The 19408-nt window shown below is 62.2% G+C and carries 17 protein-coding genes and 1 tRNA gene; 12 read left to right on the top strand and 6 right to left on the bottom strand.

Going from position 1 to position 19408, the window contains the following annotated elements:
• The first annotated feature begins 22 nt into the window (after positions 1–22).
• Both WYH_RS07125 and WYH_RS07120 read left to right on the top strand, forming a co-directional pair.
• Positions 23–1489: an amidase gene (locus WYH_RS07125; RefSeq protein WP_046903295.1), complete on the top strand. Its 1467-nt coding sequence runs from the start codon at positions 23–25 to the stop codon at positions 1487–1489.
• A gap of 204 nt (positions 1490–1693) precedes the next feature.
• Positions 1694–2209 (top strand): GNAT family N-acetyltransferase, encoded by a 516-nt coding sequence (locus tag WYH_RS07120; protein WP_053833440.1) that lies wholly within the window; start codon positions 1694–1696, stop codon positions 2207–2209.
• A 60-nt stretch (positions 2210–2269) separates the two neighbouring features.
• On the opposite strand, the gene tig is transcribed toward WYH_RS07120, so the two are convergent.
• Positions 2270–3874, bottom strand: a complete 1605-nt coding sequence (gene tig, locus WYH_RS07115; RefSeq protein WP_046903293.1) for a trigger factor — start codon at positions 3872–3874, stop codon at positions 2270–2272.
• A 47-nt stretch (positions 3875–3921) separates the two neighbouring features.
• Positions 3922–4006 (bottom strand) — tRNA-Leu (locus tag WYH_RS07110).
• 155 nt (positions 4007–4161) lie between these two features.
• Between WYH_RS07110 and WYH_RS17115 the strand changes: the two genes are divergently transcribed.
• The 8 genes from WYH_RS17115 to WYH_RS07075 all read left to right on the top strand — a co-directional run bounded on the left by WYH_RS17115 (position 4162) and on the right by WYH_RS07075 (position 11233).
• Complete coding sequence (locus WYH_RS17115) at positions 4162–4521, top strand: hypothetical protein (RefSeq protein WP_082347888.1); 360 nt, start codon at positions 4162–4164, stop codon at positions 4519–4521.
• 32 nt (positions 4522–4553) lie between these two features.
• Positions 4554–4868: a DUF3297 family protein gene (locus WYH_RS07105; protein ID WP_046903291.1), complete on the top strand. Its 315-nt coding sequence runs from the start codon at positions 4554–4556 to the stop codon at positions 4866–4868.
• A 369-nt stretch (positions 4869–5237) separates the two neighbouring features.
• Entirely contained in the window at positions 5238–6626 is a 1389-nt protein-coding gene (locus tag WYH_RS07100) for a glycosyl transferase family protein (RefSeq protein WP_244877978.1), read from the top strand.
• Positions 6623–7144, top strand: coding sequence for a hypothetical protein (locus tag WYH_RS07095; RefSeq protein ID WP_046903289.1), 522 nt, complete (start codon positions 6623–6625; stop codon positions 7142–7144). Before WYH_RS07100 ends, WYH_RS07095 begins: the two co-directional genes overlap by 4 nt.
• A gap of 69 nt (positions 7145–7213) precedes the next feature.
• Entirely contained in the window at positions 7214–7699 is a 486-nt protein-coding gene (locus tag WYH_RS07090; RefSeq protein WP_053833439.1) for a hypothetical protein, read from the top strand.
• A 44-nt stretch (positions 7700–7743) separates the two neighbouring features.
• Entirely contained in the window at positions 7744–8658 is a 915-nt protein-coding gene (locus WYH_RS07085; RefSeq protein ID WP_046903288.1) for a sulfite exporter TauE/SafE family protein, read from the top strand.
• A complete protein-coding gene (locus tag WYH_RS07080) occupies positions 8655–9428 on the top strand; it encodes a TIGR02186 family protein (protein ID WP_046903287.1) in 774 nt (257 codons plus the stop codon). Before WYH_RS07085 ends, WYH_RS07080 begins: the two co-directional genes overlap by 4 nt.
• 83 nt (positions 9429–9511) lie before the next feature.
• The gene (locus WYH_RS07075) at positions 9512–11233 is read left to right on the top strand and encodes an ATP-binding protein (protein WP_082347887.1); all 1722 of its coding nucleotides are present in this window, start codon (positions 9512–9514) and stop codon (positions 11231–11233) included.
• A gap of 4 nt (positions 11234–11237) precedes the next feature.
• Here the strand turns inward: WYH_RS07075 and WYH_RS07070 are convergent, their stop codons facing one another.
• From WYH_RS07070 to WYH_RS07055, 4 genes are all read right to left on the bottom strand, one after another.
• On the bottom strand, positions 11238–11636 hold the full coding sequence (locus tag WYH_RS07070; protein ID WP_046903286.1) for a response regulator: 399 nt from the start codon (positions 11634–11636) through the stop codon (positions 11238–11240).
• 188 nt (positions 11637–11824) lie between these two features.
• Entirely contained in the window at positions 11825–13258 is a 1434-nt protein-coding gene (locus tag WYH_RS07065) for an MATE family efflux transporter (protein ID WP_046903285.1), read from the bottom strand.
• Positions 13259–13270: 12 nt separating this feature from the next.
• Positions 13271–14008: a 7-carboxy-7-deazaguanine synthase QueE gene (locus tag WYH_RS07060; protein ID WP_046903284.1), complete on the bottom strand. Its 738-nt coding sequence runs from the start codon at positions 14006–14008 to the stop codon at positions 13271–13273.
• A gap of 469 nt (positions 14009–14477) precedes the next feature.
• On the bottom strand, positions 14478–17318 hold the full coding sequence (locus WYH_RS07055) for a valine--tRNA ligase (protein ID WP_046904905.1): 2841 nt from the start codon (positions 17316–17318) through the stop codon (positions 14478–14480).
• A gap of 80 nt (positions 17319–17398) precedes the next feature.
• Between WYH_RS07055 and WYH_RS07050 the strand changes: the two genes are divergently transcribed.
• Both WYH_RS07050 and WYH_RS07045 read left to right on the top strand, forming a co-directional pair.
• Entirely contained in the window at positions 17399–18508 is a 1110-nt protein-coding gene (locus WYH_RS07050) for an MlaE family ABC transporter permease (RefSeq protein ID WP_046903283.1), read from the top strand.
• Positions 18505–19404 (top strand): ABC transporter ATP-binding protein, encoded by a 900-nt coding sequence (locus tag WYH_RS07045; protein WP_082347886.1) that lies wholly within the window; start codon positions 18505–18507, stop codon positions 19402–19404. Before WYH_RS07050 ends, WYH_RS07045 begins: the two co-directional genes overlap by 4 nt.
• Positions 19405–19408: the final 4 nt, after the last annotated feature.

Here is a 19408-nt window from a genome sequence, read left to right as displayed (position 1 = left end):
CGGGCAGGGCAAGCATGCAACTATGAAGAGAGCTTTCCTCCTGGCGGGCCTTGCCCTCCTCGCCGCGCCGCTTCGGGCCGATCCGGCTGAAGACGCGCAGGTCTATCTCGATCGTATCGCTGCGCTGGACGATGCGGGGCCGCAGCTGAACGCCGTGATCGCCTTCAATGCCGATGCGCCGGAACTGGCACGCCAGGCCCAGGGCACATTGCTGGGCGGCCGCACCGTGCTGGTGAAGGACAATATCGAAACGGTCGAATGGCCGACCACGGCGGGCAGCCTGGCGCTTGCCGGCAATGATACAGGCCGCGATGCCCCGCTGATAACGCGCCTGCGCCAGGCGGGCGGGGTTGTGCTGGGCAAGACCAACCTGTCCGAATGGGCCAATATCCGCTCCACCCGATCGACCAGTGGATGGAGTGCGGTGGGCGGGCAGACACGCAATCCACATGCCACTGATCGCAATGCCTGCGGTTCTTCTTCCGGCAGCGGCGCGGCCGTGGCGGCGGAGCTGAGCTGGGCGGCAATCGGCACGGAAACGGACGGGTCCATCACCTGTCCGGCCAGCGTCAACGGCATTGTCGGCTTCAAGCCGACCGTGGGGCTGGTCAGCCGCACTCATATCGTACCGATCAGCCATTCGCAGGATACGGCCGGGCCGATGGCGCGCAATGTCGCCGATGCTGCATTGCTGCTCAATGCCATTGCCGGAACGGACCCGGCTGACGCGGCAACGGCCGATGCGGATGCCCATGTCACGGATTTTACCGCCGGGCTGGAAGCCGCCTCTCTATCCGGGGTTCGGATCGGCGTGATGCGCAAGCAGGTGGGCGACAGTGCCAAGGTCGCGGCGGTGTTCGAAACCGCGCTGGAGGATTTGCGCAAGGCAGGCGCCCAGCTGGTGGAGATCGATTATGATTTCCCGAACGAGCTTGGCCGTGATGAATTCCAGACCCTGCTGTTCGAACTGCGGGAGGATCTCGGCGCTTATCTGAGCGGATCGCCCGCCGACATCCCGATCCGCAGCCTGGCCGATGCGATTGCCTTCAATCAGGACAATGCTGACCGGGAAATGCCGTGGTTCCGGCAGGAGATATTCGTGCAGGCGGAAGCGAGCACGGATCGCAGGGCCTATGAAGCGGCAAGGCGGAACGCCCTGCATCTGGCAGGCGAACGCGGCATCGACAAATTGCTGCACGAAAATGATGTGGCCTTCCTGATCGCGCCGACGACAGGTCCGGCCTGGCCGATCGACCTTGTGATGGGCGATGCCTATGAAGGATCAATCGGGGCGGGGACGCTGGCGGCTGTTTCCGGCTATCCGCATCTTTCCGTGCCGATGGGCGCCGTCCACGGCCTGCCGATCGGCCTGTCCTTCATCGGTGCCAGGTGGGAGGATGCGGCAATATTGCAGGCAGGCGCCGCTTACGAGCGGGCGCGCAGTGCCAGCATACCCAGGCCCACCTTCCGCCGCTGGCAGGAACAATGAGCCCCTGCCTTCTTGCCTGCCGGGAAGGGGCGTGGCAAAGGCTCCGGCGATGACCGAGGCCCAGAACCGAATTCAGGCGAATTATTGGCGCTCCTTTTAAGGAGCGGCACGTCATCATTTGTGACCAATGCCGCCGTGTTCGCGGCAAATGGTCATCCAGATCCAGAAGTCATGCAGCGCGGCGGTTCTTGACGGAGACTGCCAGTGTTTTTCCCCTTCCGGACCCTTTCGACCGCGCGATGCCGGATCGATCCACTGCGCGCGGAAGATGCCGAGGAATTGTGGGCGATCACGGATGAATCGGTGACGGCAAAGGTTCATTTCCTGCCCGATCCCTTCACCCTGTCGGATGCCCGCGCCCTGATCGCCGGCTGTTCGAAGCATGATTGCTTCCTGGCGGTGCGGGATCGGCGGCTTGGCCACTTGCTGGGCGTGATCGGCGCTCATCGCCAGGCAGGCAGACGAATTGAGATCGGCTACTGGTTCGCTGCGACCGCGCGGGGCAGGGGGCTGGCGACAGAGAGCCTGCGCGCCGCAACAGGGCTGATCGCCCAGCGTTTCCCGACCTGTCGGCTGGTGGCGGAATGTCACCCGGAAAACGGCCCGTCGCGGGCATTGCTGGAACGGATTGGCTTTGCATCCAGCGGAGCCGCAGGAAAGCGGCCAGGGCGGCAATTGTTCAGCCAGGCCGTGTCCGCGATGCGAATCGACGTTTGCTGAAAAACAAAGGGGCGCAGGCCATGGCCCGCGCCCCTTGCATAGGTTCGGCTTGGCCGGACCTTACTTGTCAGCCTCGCCCTTCTTGGCTGCCGGCTTCTTGGCGGCGGCAGCCTTTTTCGGAGCGGCTTTCTTGGCCGGAGCCTTCTTGGCAGCGGGCTTCGCTTCCGCCTTTTCGGCGGCGTCATCGCCTTCGGCTGCCTTCTTGGTGGCGGCGGCTTTCTTCGGAGCGGCCTTCTTGGCAGCAGGCTTTTCCGCCTCGTCCTTGTCGGCAGCCTTCTTCGGCGCGGCCTTCTTGGCCGGAGCCTTCTTCTTGGCGGCGGGCTTGGTCTCTTCCTTTTCGTCCGCTTCGATCGCGGCTTCCAGTTCCTCGCGCGTCACTTCGCGTTCGGAAACTTCGGCCTTGTCGAACAGGAAGTCCACGACCTTGTCTTCATACAGCGGTGCACGAAGCTGGGCCTGGGCCATCGGGTCCTGACGGACATATTCGACGAACCGTTCGCGGTCTTCCGGGCGGTACTGCTGGGCGGCCTGCTGGATCAGCATGCCCATTTCCTGCTGGGTGATTTCCACGCCATTGGTCTGGCCGATTTCGGACAGAAGCAGGCCCAGACGCACCCGGCGTTCGGCAATCCGCTTGTAATCGTCCTTCTCGGCTTCGATTTCCTTCAGGCCTTCTTCCGGATTTTCTTCCCGGGCGACTTCAGCCTGCAACTGCTGCCAGATCTGTTCGAATTCGGCTTCGACCATGCTCGGCGGCACGTCGAAATCGTAATCCGCGGCCAGCTTGTCCAGCAGCTGGCGCTTCATCTGCGTGCGGGTAAGCCCGGCAGTTTCCTGCTCCAGCTGGCCCTTCAGCAGTTCCTTCAGCTTGTCGGCGCTTTCCAGGCCGAGCTGCTTGGCGAAATCATCGTCGATCTTGGTTTCGGTTTCGATCTTCACCTGCTGAACGGTGACGTCGAATTCGGCTTCCTTGCCGGCCAGGTGCTTGGCCGGATAATCTTCAGGGAAGGTGACCTTGATGGTCTTCGTGTCGCCGGTCTTCACGCCGGTCAGCTGATCTTCAAAGCCCGGAATGAACTGGCCGGAACCGATCACCAGCGGCGCGCCTTCGGCCTTGCCGCCTTCGAATTCCTCGCCATCCACGCGGCCGACGAAATCGATGATGATCTGGTCGCCTTCGGCAGCCTTCTTGGTCTTGGCCGCGTCTTTGTAGCTCTTCTGGTTCTCGGCAATCTTACCCAGCGCTTCGTCCAGGTCGGCATCGGAAACCGGCACGACCAGCTTTTCCAGCGTCAGACCTTCGATGGAGGGCGCTTCGATTTCCGGCAGCACCTCCACTTCGACGGTCAGTTCGGCATCCTTGCCCTGTTCATAACCGTCGGCAATGTCGATCTTGGGCTGCAGGGCCGGGCGCAGCTTCTTTTCCTGGATCAGCGAATCGACCGATTCGCGCAGGGAAGCGTTGAACGCATCCGAATGCAGGGCCTCGCCATGCATTTTCCTGATCAAATTGGCGGGAACCTTGCCCGGGCGGAAGCCCGGCATGCGCACCTGCGGGGCCACCCGCTTCACTTCCGCATCAATCCGCGATTCGATATCGCTGGCCGGAATCGTCAGCGTATAAGCGCGCTTGAGGCCCTCATTGGTGGTCTCTACGATCTGCATTTCAAACAGCCTTCCAAATACTCATGCTGCCCGGGGCGCCAGGGAACTGGTGCGGGCGAAGGGACTCGAACCCCCACATCTTGCGATACTGGAACCTAAATCCAGCGCGTCTACCAATTCCGCCACGCCCGCGGCCCGACGAACTCGCACAGGTGCTAACCTGCGAAACAGGCAGCCGCCCTTATAAGGCAGCGCTGAAAAGGGCAAGCGGCACGGCGGGATCATCGTTCATCAGGAACGGCAGGGGCGGCCGGTTCGTTCTTGGAACAGGCAACGAGGACAGCATCATGGACCGAGAACATACCTATGGCGACCAGCGCCATTCGCATATTCCGCCCGCCACGCCGCCAGTGGTGAATTCGCGGGCGGATCAACATGATGCGGCGGAACTGGCACCGCCCGACGGGGATGCTGATGCACCCGGCAGCGCTGTCCAGCCGCGGGGTGGCGAGCGCGCTGACCAGGTGAAGCCCGGCAAGGCGCCGGACGAATTCAGCCCCGACAAGGAAGACACGGATAACCCCGGAAAGGGGCCGGCGGAGATCGGTCCGGGGCAGGGCGACACGGATGGACCGGATGTTTCCCCGCCGGAAACACCGGCCGTGCCCGGCACGGCGCCGGTCGAAACTCCGCCACCTCCGGATTGATTTTGCCTGAAAGCCGTGGCTAAGCGCCCTTCATGAGTGACGAACAGAACCCCGCCGAACCGGAAACCGCAGCTACTGGCGCGGATGTGCCGCCCGATCATCTGGCGATTGATCCGCGCAGCAAGCATTTCAATGGCGAATTGCTGCGCCGTGGCATCGGCATCCGTTTCAAGGGAACGGTGCGCAGCAATGTCGAGGAATATTGCATTTCCGAAGGTTGGGTCCGCGTCCAGGCCGGCAAGACCATGGATCGCCACGGCCGCCCGCTGACCATCAAGCTGAACGGCCCGGTGGAAGCGTGGTTCGAAGATCTGGGTGAAGACGCCCCGGTCGCCAGGAAAGACTGATCGCGTCATTCGTCGCAGGGGAAACGGGCCATGCGGACTGTTCCCCCTGCTTTCTCCAATACCTGGTTTCGCCTGTTTCAATCGGCCCGGCGTTCAGGAAGAGGTGATTACCCTAATCCAGGCTGGCCGCTAACCGGCCTGGCACAGGGCAAGCTTGGCCGTTCCGGCTTCCGCTGAAATTTTCTCTTTCCCGGCACGGCCGGACCAACCTCCTCAGATCCCGAAATATTTGCCGGCTTGCGCGGCAAAGTCGCCCGCTGGTTGCCCGTTCAAGCCGGATCGGCCGGTTGCATTTCCGGGCGAAGCAAGTAGCGTTAACCATAGGGATCGCGGGCTTTCGGGCCTTACAGAACAGGGTCGTTGGGGGCGGTGACCATCTTCGAAATCTTGGCGCAAGCCGAGTACGAATTGCTATTGTTCGCGGGCACGTTCTTCCTGCTCGGGGCATTGGATGAATTCGCAATGGATCTGGTGTGGATCTGGCTGCGCCTTTCGGGGCGAGCGCGGAGCATCAGGATCAACCGCAAGCGGGCACGGGAACGGGTTCTGTCCGGCCCGGCGGCTGTATTCATACCCGCCTGGCGTGAAGAAGAAGTCATTGAATTGACGGTGGCGCACGCGCTGTCGGCCTGGCCGCAGGCTGATCTGCGCCTTTATGTCGGCTGTTATCGCAACGATCCCGGCACGGCCGAGGCAGTGATGCGCGCGGCATCGGGCGATAGCCGCGTCAGGCTGGTTATCAATGACCGGGACGGGCCGACGACAAAGGCCGATTGCCTCAACCGTCTTTATGCCGCGCTGGAGGAGGATGAACGGCGCAGCGGGCGCGAGTTTTCCATGGTCGTGCTCCACGACGCGGAAGACATGGTCGATTCGGCTGCCCTGGGCCTGCTCGATCATGCGCTGGAACGGGCCGAATTCGTGCAATTGCCGGTCCTGCCGGAACCGCAACGCCATTCGCGCTGGGTGGGCAGCCATTATTGCGAGGAATTTGCCGAATCGCATGGCAAGGAATTGCTGGTGCGATGCGCGCTGGGCGCGGGTTTGCCTGCTGCGGGCGTGGGCTGCGCCTTCTCGCGGCCCGTCCTCGCCACGATCGCCCGCCGGATGAATGCAAGCGGTCCGTTCTCGCTCGATTCGCTGACGGAGGATTACGAGCTGGGGCTGAGGGTGAAGGCTGCCGGAGGGCGTGCGCGTTTGCTGCGCGCAAGGGGGGAAGACGGGCAATTGGTCGCCACGCGCGCTTATTTCCCGTCGCGGCTGGATCAATCTGTCAGGCAGAAGGCGCGCTGGGTGCATGGCATTGCGCTTCAGGGCTGGGACCGGCTTGGCTGGTCCGGGGGCGCAGGTGAATGGTGGATGCGCCTGCGGGACCGGCGCGGACCGCTGAGCGCCTTTGTGCTGCTGTCGGCCTATGGCTTGCTGCTTCTGTCAGGCATCCTGTTCGTGGCGCGCGGCTTCAGCTTCGTGCCGGCATGGCATGCCGATCCCGTGATCCTTGCCCTGATCGCCGCGAATTTTGCCAGCCTGCTCTGGCGTGCGGGAATGCGGTTCCTGTTCACCGCGCGCGAATATGGTTTGATGGAGGGGCTGCGCGCAGTGCTGCGATTGCCCATGTCCAATATCATTGCGATCATGGCCGGGCGGCGCGCTGTCTTCGCCTATCTCGGCACGCTGGCCGGCGCCCCGCCGCGCTGGGACAAGACCACGCATGATGCACATCCCGCATCGGCAGCGATCCTGCAGACCGCACGATGAAACCTGCAAAGTCGGAAGGCGCGAGCTTTCGCGGCCAGCCCCTGTTGCTGATCGCCTTCGCTCTGGCAGGCTGGATCGGATTGCGGGCGGGCCTGCTCCAGTTTCCCGGTTTCGTGCAACAGGGTGCCTTCACCAGAACGGCTCTGGCCGTGCAGCAGACACCCTTGCCGGCAGTGATCGCCCCGTTTCGCGTCCTGTCCGATCTGGCGCCACATGCGGCAGCGGCGGGCAGGAACATTGGTCAGGACGGCGGGCAATATTTCCTCGCGGAACCGGCGGCGTTTATGGCTGGGGAGGTGGCGGGCCACATCGGGCCGATGGCGCATCCCGTCGCGGCTTCCACTGCGCGGGCTGCGCCAAGCCCCGGTATCCCGCTGGCCGCCAGCCAGCCCGTTCCATTCACAGAACGGGCCGAAGGGGCTGCGGAAAGGCACTGGCTGGTCGATAGTTGGCTCTTGCTGCGCGATGGCGGCGGGCCGGCCCTGGCTGGTGTGCCATCCTATGGTCGCAGCCAATAGGGTGCGGTAGTCCGTTATCGCCTTGCCGGGGGCAGCGGCCATCGCCCGCAGGCCTATCTGCGGGCCAGCATGGCGATTTCGGGCCCGCATGAGCGGGAACTGGCGGCAGGTCTTTCCGCACGCCCCTTGCCCGGCATCCCCTTGCGCCTGGCCGCCGAATTGCGCGCCAGCGAAGGCGCTTTTCATGACGAGATCCGGCCTGCCGCTTATGTGGTCAGCGAGTTTCTGCCCATGCGGCTGCCCCATGGCTTGCGGGCGGAAACCTATTTTCAGGCGGGATATGTCGGTGGGCGCTACGCCACGGCCTTTTTCGACGGACAGGCCCGGATCGAGCGTGAATTCGCCCAGTGGAAGGATTTCCGCCTTGGCGCAGGCTCAGGGGTGTGGGGCGGCGCACAACAGGGCAGCAGCCGGCTGGATATCGGCCCTGCCGCCACCGCCACATTTCCGCTCGGCCCGGCAAGGGCAAGGCTTTCGGCAGAATATCGTTTTCGCGTGGCGGGCGATGCGAAACCCGATTCCGGCCCGGCATTGACTCTTTCTGCGGGTTTCTAGCTCCCTAATCTTCAATAGTTGCTCCGCTTGGGTTACTCGGCGGCATGGACGTCTACCTCCCGATTGCGAACCTTGCAGTGAACGGGGTGGTCATCATCCTCCTGGGTGCGGCCACGGGTATTCTTTCCGGCGTCTTTGGCGTGGGCGGCGGCTTCCTCACGACGCCGCTGCTCATTTTCTACGGCGTGCCGCCCACCGTTGCCGCCGCTTCGGCTGCAACGCAGGTAACAGGCGCCAGCGTTTCGGGTGTGCTGGCGCATAGCCGGCGGCAGGGCGTTGATTATCAACTGGGCGCGGTATCCGTTGCGGGCGGCGTGATCGGCGCAGCCATCGGTGCCTTGCTGTTCCGCCTGCTGGAATCGGTCGGCCAGATCGATACGGTGATCAGCATTCTCTATGTCGTATTGCTGGGCGGGATCGGCGGCCTGATGGGGCGGGAGGCGATCCAGGAACTGCGCCAGTCCAAGGGTGGCAAAAGGCCCCGCGCGGCGAAGCGCCGCCATCACCCGCTGGTTGCCAGCCTGCCCATGCGCTGGCGATTCTATCGTTCCGGCCTCTATATCTCTCCGCTGGCGCCGTTGTTGCTGGGGGCCGTGGTCGGGATGCTGACCATGCTGATGGGCGTGGGCGGCGGTTTTATCCTCGTGCCCGCCATGCTCTATATTCTGGGCATGAGCGCGAATGTCGTGGTCGGCACGTCATTGTTCAACGTGCTGTTCGTCACGATGGCGTCCACCATGATGCATTCGCTGACGACCAAAGCGGTCGATATCGTGCTGGCCGGGCTGTTGCTGATCGGATCCGTCACCGGCGCGCAGATCGGTACGCGGGTGGCACAGATGCTCAATCCGGAAAAATTGCGCCTGCTGCTGGCGGCCATCGTTCTTGCCGTGGCCCTGCGCATGGCATTCGGCCTCGGCGTGCGTCCGGATGAAGTCTATACCGTGGTGCCGTTATGACGGGCGTGCGCATCCGCATCGCACTGGCGATCACGGCCTTCCTTGCGCTGACCGCGCAGCGCGATCCGATCCTCGTGCCCGAGGTATCCCAGCATGAAATCCAGGTCCGCCAGGGCTTTACCGGCACGGAATTGCTGTTGTTCGGCGCGATCCTCGATCCCGATGGCAGCCGGGCGAGCGCGGATTACGATATTGTCGTGGTCCTGAAGGGGCCGACGGAGGCGGTGCGCCTGCGTGAAAAGGAACGGCTGAAATGGGCCGGCATATGGGTCAATGCCGATTCCTCATCCTTCAGGTCCGTGCCTTCCTTCTATGCGGTCGCATCCTCCAGTCCGATCAAGAATATCGTGGATGACCGGACTGCCGCCATCTACGAACTGGGGCTCGATTTCCTGCAATTGTCGCCCACCGGGCCCATCAACCCGGCGGAACAGGCGCGCTTTGCCGCCGGGCTGGTCGATCTGCGCCAGCGCGAAGGCCTCTACCAGCAGGTGCCGGGCGGTGTGACCATCCGCGACAAGGTGCTCTATCAGGCGCGTATCGCAATCCCGTCCAATGTTCGCACAGGCCAGTATACGGCGGAAACATTTGCCATCACCCAGGGCCGGGTCATCGCCTCGGCCACGGCAGAGGTGGAAGTGAAAAAGCTCGGATTTGAAAGGCTTGTCGCCGAACAGGCGGAGGAATCCTCCGTGCTGTATGGCCTGTTTGCGGTGATGCTCTCGCTCGTAATGGGTTGGGGCGCGGGGCGGTTGTTCGCACTGGTCTAGGCGACGATCTGCGGCAATTGACGCGATCTTAACCCAAGTCGGACGAAAATCGCCGTCTAATCGGAAAGACAGCGAGCAAGCGCATGAACGACTTCTCAAGGCCGCAGCAGTTCAACACCTTTAATCCAGCCGATGAACCGGGTGCGGTGGCGCTGAACCGTGGCAGCCAGTCGGAACATGCGGAGCAAGCCGAAACCGATAATGCCACGCAGCCCATCGGTGTCGTGCTGGAGATTGCCGGTTCCGGATCGCAGATCGCGCTGGACCTGCAGCGCCTGGGCGAGTGCATGCAGGATAGCGATCCTTCCATTGCGCTGGCTGGCCAGGTGGGCAGCCAGGTAAAGATCAAGACGGCCGATGGCTGGCTGCTGGCCAGTGTGCGAAATCAGCGCCAGGACCGGCGCGGGGATGCCAATGCCGTGCTGGCCAATATCGATTTCATGGGCGAAGGCAGCGAGGAAAAGCTGACCGGGCGCATCCACAGCTTCCGCCGCGGCGTGACCCGCTATCCCATTCCCGGCGCGCTGGTCTATCCGGCGACGACGCAGGATCTGCGCCAGATCTATGCCTCTGACGGGCGCAGCGCGATCCAGATCGGCACTGTCTATCCCACCAGCGACATCCGCGCCGGCATGTATATCGATCCGCTGCTGGGCAAGCATTTCGCGCTGCTGGGTTCAACCGGTACGGGTAAATCAACCGCAGCGGCGCTGATCCTGCACCGCATCTGCGAGGCGGCGCCGGAAGGGCATATCGTCATGGTTGACCCGCATGGCGAATATTCCGCGGCCTTCCGCGAAACGGGCACGATATACGACGTCAGCAATCTGCAAATGCCATATTGGCTGATGAATTTTGAAGAGCATTGCGAAGTGCTGCTCACCTCCAGCGGCAATGCCAGGCAGGAGGATGCCGATATTCTCGCCAAATGCCTGCTCAAGGCGCGCGGCAAGAACCGGCTGGCGGAAAGCGTCGGCAAGATCACCGTCGATTCCCCGATCCCCTATCTCCTCTCCGATTTCAGCAACATCCTGCAGGAAGAGATGGGCAAGCTGGACAAGGCGACTTCCAGTGCGCCCTATATGCGGATCAAGACCAAGATCGAGGAATTGAAGGCCGATCCCCGATACCAGTTCATGTTCTCCGGCATGCTGGTGGGGGACACGATGGCCAATTTCATCGGCAAGATTTTCCGTATGCCGGGCAATGGCAAGCCGATTTCCATCATCGACGTATCCGGCGTCCCTTCCGACATCACTTCCACAGTGGTCGCCGTGCTCAGCCGCATGGTGTTCGACTTCGCGATCTGGTCGCGCGAGGAAAAGACCAGCCCGATTCTGCTCGTCTGCGAAGAGGCGCATCGATATGTGCCGAATGAAAAGAACGCCGATGATTCATCGGTCGGCCGCATTCTCAGCCGTATCGCCAAGGAAGGCCGTAAATACGGCATTTCGCTGGGCCTGATCACGCAGCGGCCATCGGATCTGGCCGAAGGCGTGCTTTCCCAGTGCGGCACGATCATTTCCATGCGGCTCAACAACGATCGGGACCAGGCCTTCGTGAAGGCCGCCATGCCCGAAGGGGCGCGCGGTTTCCTCGATTCCATCCCGGCATTGCGCAACCGCGAATGCATCATCTGCGGGGAAGGCGTTGCCATCCCGATCCGCGTGGCATTCGATAATCTGGAAGAGGCCAAGCGCCCCGCATCCGAGGATCCGAGCTTCGCCGAGCTCTGGCGCAAGAGCGGCGGCGAGGAAGATGCCGTGGTGCGCACGGTCGGCCGCTGGCGCTCGCAGGGGAAATAGGGCTTCAGCCTTCGTCGTCATTGGCCCCTGCCGCGGGGGCGAGCAGGGCGCCTATTTCCGCCATCAATCGCTTGATCGATACCGGTTTCGCCAGATAGCCGCTGGCGCCTGCCTTGCGAATGCGGGCTTCCTCTCCCTTTCCGGCGAAGGCGGTGATCGCCAGGATCGAAATATCGCGGAATTGCGGATCGGCGTTGAGCATCTCGGTCAGGTCCAGGCCGGAAATGCTGGGGATCTGGATATCCATCGTGATCAGATCCGGGCGGAATTCCTTTACGCGGCGCATCACATAGGCGCCGTCGCTCACGATACTGACCGTGAAGTCATTGGCTTCGAGCACTGCCTGATAGAACATCCCGTTGAGGAGATCGTCTTCGACGACAAGGATGCGTTTGGGTTCCATCGGAACCGACTCCTACGGGAACACGAAATTCCCCGGTTCGTCGCTTTTGCCGACCGGCGCACCCTCGATTCGGTGAACCGTATCGCCGCGCCGACCATCCGAGCATCTGCCGCCGACTAACAAGCAAACTGTCCCATTACGGGGCAGATTTGCACCTGGGCAGGACCCGGGGCCGGTGCTGTAATCCATCACATATTCGGGGCATATCGACCGGCGGGCTGGCCATCCGCCTGCGATTGTTCGCGCGCTTCCGCTTCGGTTTCGGCAATCGCCTTCTCCCGCCAGCCGCTATAGCGATAGGCCCACCAAGCCATGATCAGCGCGGCAAAGGCCGCCACCGGGAAAGACAGCCAGATCGCGTCCGAACCCAGCCTGTCATAACCCAGATAATAGAAGCCGAGCCGCACCGGATAGAGCGCAATGCCGAGAATCCAGAGCGGCACCCACACCGCGCCGCCCGCGCGCATCGTAGCCGTCAGCACCATGGTCACGCCGAACAGGATGAAGTTCCAGCTGGCGAGGAACTGGATATGCCGGGCCAGCGGCACGGCCGGGCTGTCCGGGCCGAGGAACAGCACAAGGGCAGGGCGGTCGAACAATAATAGAAGGGCGGTGACAGAACCTGTCAGCACGAAATTCACCAGCACACCTGCGCGGGTGACATGGTTCAGCGTATCCCATTTGCGGGCGCCGATAAATTGCGCGGTCATGGCGCTGACAGCGCCGCCAATGGCCATGGCTGGCATCTGGATATAGGTGAATAATTGCATTGCCGCGCCATAGGCGGCCGTCATCAGCAAGCCTTCGCGGTTGACCAGCCCGACCACGATGATGCCCGCCGCGCTCATCAACAGCATCTGCGCGCCCATCGGCAGGCCCTTGCCGACAATGAAGCCCAGCTCTTCCCGGGCCGGCTTCAAATAGCGAAGTTCCACCCCGCGCAGGCGCAGCGGCAGATCGCGGCGATAGACATAGGCAATCATCGCCAGGAAGGAGATGAAGCTGGCAATAATGGTGGACAGGGCCGACCCGGCGATGCCGAGCCGCGGAAACGGGCCGATCCCGGCGATCAGCATCGGGTTGAAGATCGCGTCCAGAACCACGGTAACGCCCATGAAAATCAGCGGCGTGCGCGCATCCCCGGTGCCGCGCAGCCCCATGGTCAGGATGATGGATACCATCATGAAGGGCATGGAAATGAAGATCAGCCGCAAATAGACCAGCGCCAGCTCATACGCTTCCACCGGCGTTTCCAGCAGGGTCAGCAAGCCGGGTGCCGTGAACCAGCCGAGCACGGCGATCAGCACCATCAATATGCTGCAAAAACCCACCGCCGTTCCGAAGGCGCGGCGCGCGCCGTCGATATTGCGGGCGCCGAAGCGCTGGCCGATCTTGACCGTTCCGGCCATTCCGAAACCGAAAGCGGCGGAAGACACCAGGAACATGATGATATTGGCATTGGCCGTGGCAGCCAGCGCTTCTTCACCGATCAGCCGGCCAACCCAGATCGAATTGACCGTGCCGCTCAACGATTGCAGCGCATTGCTCATCAAGGTCGGGATGCTGAACATGATCAGCGTCCGGAGGATTGGCCCTTCCGTCAAATCCCCCTTCATCGCCATCGACTGCCCCTCTCACGTCCCGCGCGTATCACCGAACAGCTGAATGTGCAGACGCTTGGACAAAGTCAACTTGTTAGCGATACATTTTTCCGCCAGCCACGCCTCCCGCGCTTCCAGCGTGGCAATGTCCGTCCCTTCCGCCATCAGCCAGATCCTGTTTCGCGGAATGGCGTGGATTTCCGCGAGAGAGAGCACTTCCTCCACGTCTTCCGGGGTGGCGATCACGAATTTGAAGAAGGCGCGCGGATTGGCGGCCCATTCGCGCAAACGCTCCGGGATCAGGGCCAGATCGGCTGGATTCCCCGAATGGGCGAGCTTGGGGCTGACATTGAATTGATCAACAAGTCCGGCCAGCCTTTCAGGAGGCGCGATCGTGCCGTTGGTTTCGATTTCCACCGCCATGTCGGCCGGCAATGCTTCGATCATGCGCGACAGGGCGGGGGCCTGCAGCAAAGGTTCGCCGCCCGTGATGACCAGCCGGGGCATGGCCAGTTCAGCAATCCGCCGGGCGGCCTCTTCCTCTTCCATGACCAGCTGGTTGGCCTTGCGGTCGAATGTCTCTTCATTGCGATGCGGGCGGTTATCGCCCGTGAAATGCCAGGTGTAGGCCGTATCGCACCAGCGGCAGGCAAGATTGCAGCGGGACAGGCGGATGAAGGCGGTCGGCTTGCCGGTGCTCGGCCCTTCGCCCTGGATAGAGGCGAAGATTTCCGCTTCCCCCGGCGCCTGCGTGGCGAGCGTCAGCGGCATCGCGAATTATCCTTTGCAAACAAGGGCTGGAACACTTGGAACACTGTCCTGAAGGAGAAAACCGCCCCGCCGGTTATGGGCCGCAGATCGGTTGCCAGGCAGGGAGGAAAAATGGGCATGGGCGAGCTTTCGCACAAGCGGGGCAGGTAGGAAACATGCCGGTGCCTTGTCGCGAAGGTCGGCGCGCATGCTTCGACAAGCTCAGCATGAGCGGGGGTGGGGTTGGAGGATGAGGAAAGGCGCAGGAATGGCGGCGCTCATGCTTCGGCAGGCTCATGCTTCGGCAGGCTCATGCTTCGGCAGGCTCATGCTTCGACGGGCTCATGCTTCGACAGGCTCAGCATGAGCGGGTTGGGGTTCGAGGCTGGGGAAAGGGCGGAAGGGGCGCCGACAGACACCTCCCCCCGCAAGACCCGCTCGCCCTGAGCCTGTCGAAGGGCGCGCTCGACCTAACCCAGCCTGACCCAGCTCAACCCAGCCGCTTCAGTGCCGCATCCAGCCGTTCAACCTCGGCCGCGTGATGGGCGTGGTCGGCCCGGGCTTTCTCCACCGCTTCGGGCTTGGCGCGTTCCACGAAATTGGGGTTCTCCAGCCTTTTGGCCAGCGAATCCCGTTCCTTGGCGGATGCGTCCTTCGCCTTGGTCAGGCGCGCGCGTTCGGCTTCTAAATCAACAAGATCGCCCACAGGCATGCGATATGCATTCCCGTTGGCGAGGATATTCACGCTCGGATCAGCGAGGCACATCGTTGCTCCCGGAGGAACAACATTTCCATTCGCTTCAATCTCAGAGGTAATACCCGTTCTGAGGTCAAAAGCATGCGCCATCGACGGAGTGAAATGATTGTTAACACCTGCCATTCTTGCGATGGCCTTTTTGTGCTTCGAGAGAAGATCCCAATAATTATCTTTTGGTCGCTGCTTCTCAGCGAACCTCGATCGTTCAAGCGCAAGCAGCCAAAGGTCGACCTTCGCTGATGGTGGTAGGTTCACCATGCTTCGCGCTTTGCGAATTTCTTCGATAAATTCTATTAGCCACTCCAGTTCAATCCTCGCCTCGGCATCCACCGTCGCGCCCGGTTCCGGCCATTTGGCCAGGATCAGGTCATACGGACGCTTCCCGCCGTGGAATTCGGCCTGCCCATGCCACAATTCCTCGGTGATGAAGGGCATGAAGGGGTGCAGCATGACCAGGATCTGGTCCAGCGCCCAACCGGCGACGGCCCTGGTTTCCTCGTCAATATTGCCCTTGATCAGTTCCAGATACCAGTCGCAGAACGTCGCCCACACGAACTGGTAGATCGTGTTGGCAGCGGCATCGAAACGCAGGTCCGCCATCGCCTTGTCCAGCGCAGCCAGCGTTTCCACCACTTCGCCGATGATCCATTTGTTGACCGGCAAAGTGGCTGCGGGCGCGGCCAGCGCAGTGGATGCGCCGATGCCATTGGCCTGGCAGAAGCGCGTGGCGTTCCACAATTTGGTGGCGAAGTTGCGATATCCCTCGACCCGGCTCTCGTCCATTTTCAGGTCGCGGCCCTGCGTTTCCATTGCGGACATGAAGAAACGCAGCGCATCGGCGCCATATTTGTCGATCAGGCCCAGCGGATCGACGACATTGCCCTTGGACTTGGACATTTTCTGCCCATCCGCCGCGCGGACCAGGCCGTGGAGATACAGTTTCGGCCAGGGCACTTCCTTCATGAAGTGGATGCCCTGCATCATCATGCGCGCATCCCAGAAGAACAGAATGTCGAAGCCGGAAACCAGCAGACTGTTGGGATAATGCTTCTTCACCAGATCCGTATCGTCCGGCCAGCCCAGCGTGGCGAAAGGCCAGAGGGCGGAAGAGAACCAGGTGTCGAGCACGTCCTCGTCGCGGGTCAGGCGAATGTCGTCATTCCCGCCGGCATGGCGGGCCTGTGCGAGGGCGAGTGCTTCCTCTTCCGTTTCGGCGACGAACACGTTTCCGTCTTCGTCATACCATGCCGGAATCCGGTGTCCCCACCACAGCTGGCGGCTGACGCACCAGGGCTGGATGTTTTCCATCCAGTTGAAGAAGGTCTTTTCCCAGCTTTTCGGCACGATCTCGATTGCGCCGCTTCGCACCGCGTCCATTGCCGGGCCGGCCAGCGTCTTGGCATCGACATACCACTGGTCGGTCAGCCATGGTTCGATCACCACGCCGCCGCGGTCGCCATAGGGTGTGGCGATGGTGCGCGGTTCGGCATCGTGTTCGATCTCGTTGCCTTCCTTGTCCTTCGTCACATGCGGGATCAGGAAGCCGAGCTGCTTCATGCGCTGCACCACCAGCTTGCGCGCATCGAAACGGTCCAGCCCGATGAATTCGTCCGGGATCAGCCCGTCCGCGCATTGGCAGACGGCGGCATCTGCATCGAGCATGTTGAGCATTTCGGCAGGCTGGATGCCGGCGCGCTTGCCCACTTCGAAGTCGTTGAAATCATGGCCCGGCGTGATCTTCACCGCGCCGCTGCCCAGTTCCGGATCGGCGTGTTCGTCCGCCACCACCCTGAACCGGCGGCCGGTGATCGGCTGGAGGATTTCCTTGCCGATGACCGATTTGTAGCGTTCGTCATCCGGGTGGACGGCCACGGCCATGTCGGCCAGCATGGTTTCCGGCCGCGTGGTGGCGACTTCGATATAATCGCGCCCGTCATCCAGCGTGACGCCATCGGCCAGCGGATATTTGAAATGCCAGAAGCCGCCCTGGATTTCGCGCGTTTCCACTTCCAGGTCGGAAATCGCGGTTTTCAGCTTCGGATCCCAGTTCACCAGCCTCTTGTCGCGATAGATCAGGCCTTCATTATGAAGGTCCACGAACACTTTCAGCACGGCGCGCGTGAAATGTTCGTCCATGGTGAATTGTTCGCGGCTCCAGTCCATCGAACAGCCCAGGCGGCGAAGCTGGCGGGTGATCGTGCCGCCGCTTTCGTGCTTCCACTCCCACACTTTCTCGACGAACTGTTCGCGCGTGTAATTGGTGCGCTTGTCCTGCGCTTGTTCCAGCTGGCGTTCCACCACCATCTGCGTGGCGATGCCCGCATGATCGGTGCCGACGACCCACAAGGCGTCCTTGCCGCGCAGCCTCTCGTAACGGATCACGATATCCTGCAGCGTGTTGTCCAGCGCGTGGCCGATATGCAGGCTGCCCGTCACATTTGGCGGCGGGTTCACGATGGTGAAGGGTTCTGCATCGGGCCGTTCCGGGCGGAAGGCTCCGCTTTCTTCCCAATGTTTATACCATTTCGCCTCGATCGCGGCGGGGTCGAATGTTTTTGAAAGCTCGCTGGTCATCGTGGAAAGGGCCTTTGCCAGCGTCCTTTCGCAGTGGCAACGCTTGCCGTCGCAGCATTTTACCCGCATAGCCTGCCATCATGCGCGATTGGGCCGATTTCAGCGTTGAAGAAGCCGGCGGCCGTACCACCGTTGCGTTCGAAGGGCCGTTCCTGATTTCGACCGTGGCGAGGATCGACGGCCAGCTGCGCGCCTTTGAAGGGCCGGTTCAATTCGTCGATATTTCCAATGTCGGTGCGATCGATACGGTCGGGGCCTGGCTGATCAGCCGCTTTGCCGATCGCTTCGATGCAAGAATCGAAGGCGCGAGCGAGCAGGCCCAGACCCTGCTGAACGCCGTCAGCTCCTCCGCCAGTGAAGCTCCCATCCGCCCGGAACGCAAGGCAACATTGCGCCGCGTGCTGGAAGATGTGGGCGACTGGACGATTGAAATGGGCCAGGGCGTGGTCCGCGTCGTGGGTTTCCTCGGCGCGATAATCGCCTCTGCCGCCGCAATGTTTATCCACCCCCGGCGTTTCCGGCTGCGTGCGCTGGTGCGCCAGATGGAGCTGGTGGGGCTCAATTCGCTCGGCATTATCGGGCTGATGAGCTTTTTGATCGGCATCGTCATCGCCCAGCAGGGGGCGGTGCAACTGGCACAGTTCGGGGCCGAAACCCTGACGGTGAACCTGGTCGGCCGGATCACCTTGCGCGAACTGGGCGTGCTGATGACGGCGATCATGGTGGCGGGCCGGTCCGGCTCTGCCTTTGCCGCGCAGATCGGCACGATGAAGCTGACCGAAGAGATCGACGCCATGCGGACTATCGGCGTCTCCCCGATGGAGGCGCTGGTCCTGCCCCGCATATTGGCGGCGGTGCTGATGATGCCGCTGCTCGGCTTCTATTCCTCCGTCGTGGCGATCATCGGCGGCGCGGTCGTATCCGACCTGACGCTGGGCATTCCCTTCATGACTTTCCTTTCACGCATCCAGGAAGTCGTGCCGCTGCACGATCTCTATATCGGCGTGGTCAAGGCGCCGGTCTTCGGCCTGATCGTGGCGCTGGCCGGTTGCTATCAGGGCATGCAGGTGTCCGGCAATGCGGAGGAAGTGGGGCTGAAGACCACCAAGGCAGTGGTGCAGGCAATCTTCATGGTCATCGTGCTGGATGCGTTTTTCGCGGTATTCTTCACCGAGATCGGATGGGGATGAGCGACAAGGACGAAGCCTTGAACGGCGAAGCGGCGGCAGACGCGAATGCGCATGAAGATGCGCACACGCCGGCGCCGGGCCATTTCACCGGCGATTACCCTATCGTGATCGAAGGGCTGCGCAATTCCTTTGGCGAGCAGGTCGTGCATGAAAACCTTTCGCTGAAGGTTCGGCGCGGGGAAGTGCTGGGCGTGGTCGGCGGATCGGGCAGCGGCAAATCCGTGCTGATGCGATCCATCATCGGGCTGCAACGCCCGGATGAAGGGCGCGTGGAAGTATTCGGCCGCGATATCACCGATGCGCCGCCGGACGAGGCAATCGGCGTGCGCAGCCGCTGGGGCGTCCTGTTCCAGGGCGGGGCGCTGTTTTCCACCTTGACCGTGGCGGAAAATGTCGAAGTCCCGCTCAAGCAGTTCTATCCCGAACTCGATCGGGAGCTGATGGACGAAATCGCCCGTTACAAGGTGGTGATGACTGGCCTGCCGGAAGAGGCGACGCATAAATATCCGTCTGAACTGTCCGGCGGGATGAAGAAGCGCGCCGGCCTGGCGCGTGCGCTGGCGCTGGATCCGGAAGTGTTGTTTCTGGACGAGCCGACCGCGGGCCTGGATCCGATCGGCGCGTCCAATTTCGATGAATTGACCCGTCAGCTGGCGGATACGCTGGATCTCACCATCTTCCTGATCACGCATGATCTCGACACGCTGTACGCGATCTGCGACCGGGTGGCGGTGCTGGCCGACAAGAAGGTGATTGCCGTCGGCACGATCCCGGAATTGCTCGAAACCGACCATCCGTGGATCCAGGAATATTTCAACGGCCCACGGGCCCGCGCCGCACAACACAGTGCGACAGCCGGGAAATCCGTGGACAAGAACGCCGACAGAGGGGCATAGGGCA

It is taken from the genome of Croceibacterium atlanticum (assembly GCF_001008165.2).
GTDB lineage: Bacteria > Pseudomonadota > Alphaproteobacteria > Sphingomonadales > Sphingomonadaceae > Croceibacterium_C > Croceibacterium_C atlanticum.
Note: the sequence above shows the minus strand (reverse complement) of the source record. Positions and strands in the feature narration are given on the sequence as shown.

What these genes read in the sequence shown, in the direction of transcription:
- WYH_RS07125 (WP_046903295.1), top strand. Translation starts at nt 23, where the DNA reads ATGAAGAGAGCTTTCCTCCTGGCGGGCCTTGCCCTCCTCGCCGCGCCG.
- tig (WP_046903293.1), bottom strand. Translation starts at nt 3,874, where the DNA reads ATGCAGATCGTAGAGACCACCAATGAGGGCCTCAAGCGCGCTTATACG.
- WYH_RS17115 (WP_082347888.1), top strand. Translation starts at nt 4,162, where the DNA reads ATGGACCGAGAACATACCTATGGCGACCAGCGCCATTCGCATATTCCG.
- WYH_RS07105 (WP_046903291.1), top strand. Translation starts at nt 4,554, where the DNA reads ATGAGTGACGAACAGAACCCCGCCGAACCGGAAACCGCAGCTACTGGC.
- WYH_RS07095 (WP_046903289.1), top strand. Translation starts at nt 6,623, where the DNA reads ATGAAACCTGCAAAGTCGGAAGGCGCGAGCTTTCGCGGCCAGCCCCTG.
- WYH_RS07090 (WP_053833439.1), top strand. Translation starts at nt 7,214, where the DNA reads ATGGCGATTTCGGGCCCGCATGAGCGGGAACTGGCGGCAGGTCTTTCC.
- WYH_RS07085 (WP_046903288.1), top strand. Translation starts at nt 7,744, where the DNA reads ATGGACGTCTACCTCCCGATTGCGAACCTTGCAGTGAACGGGGTGGTC.
- WYH_RS07080 (WP_046903287.1), top strand. Translation starts at nt 8,655, where the DNA reads ATGACGGGCGTGCGCATCCGCATCGCACTGGCGATCACGGCCTTCCTT.
- WYH_RS07075 (WP_082347887.1), top strand. Translation starts at nt 9,512, where the DNA reads ATGAACGACTTCTCAAGGCCGCAGCAGTTCAACACCTTTAATCCAGCC.
- WYH_RS07070 (WP_046903286.1), bottom strand. Translation starts at nt 11,636, where the DNA reads ATGGAACCCAAACGCATCCTTGTCGTCGAAGACGATCTCCTCAACGGG.
- WYH_RS07065 (WP_046903285.1), bottom strand. Translation starts at nt 13,258, where the DNA reads ATGGCGATGAAGGGGGATTTGACGGAAGGGCCAATCCTCCGGACGCTG.
- WYH_RS07060 (WP_046903284.1), bottom strand. Translation starts at nt 14,008, where the DNA reads ATGCCGCTGACGCTCGCCACGCAGGCGCCGGGGGAAGCGGAAATCTTC.
- WYH_RS07055 (WP_046904905.1), bottom strand. Translation starts at nt 17,318, where the DNA reads ATGACCAGCGAGCTTTCAAAAACATTCGACCCCGCCGCGATCGAGGCG.
- WYH_RS07050 (WP_046903283.1), top strand. Translation starts at nt 17,399, where the DNA reads ATGCGCGATTGGGCCGATTTCAGCGTTGAAGAAGCCGGCGGCCGTACC.
- WYH_RS07045 (WP_082347886.1), top strand. Translation starts at nt 18,505, where the DNA reads ATGAGCGACAAGGACGAAGCCTTGAACGGCGAAGCGGCGGCAGACGCG.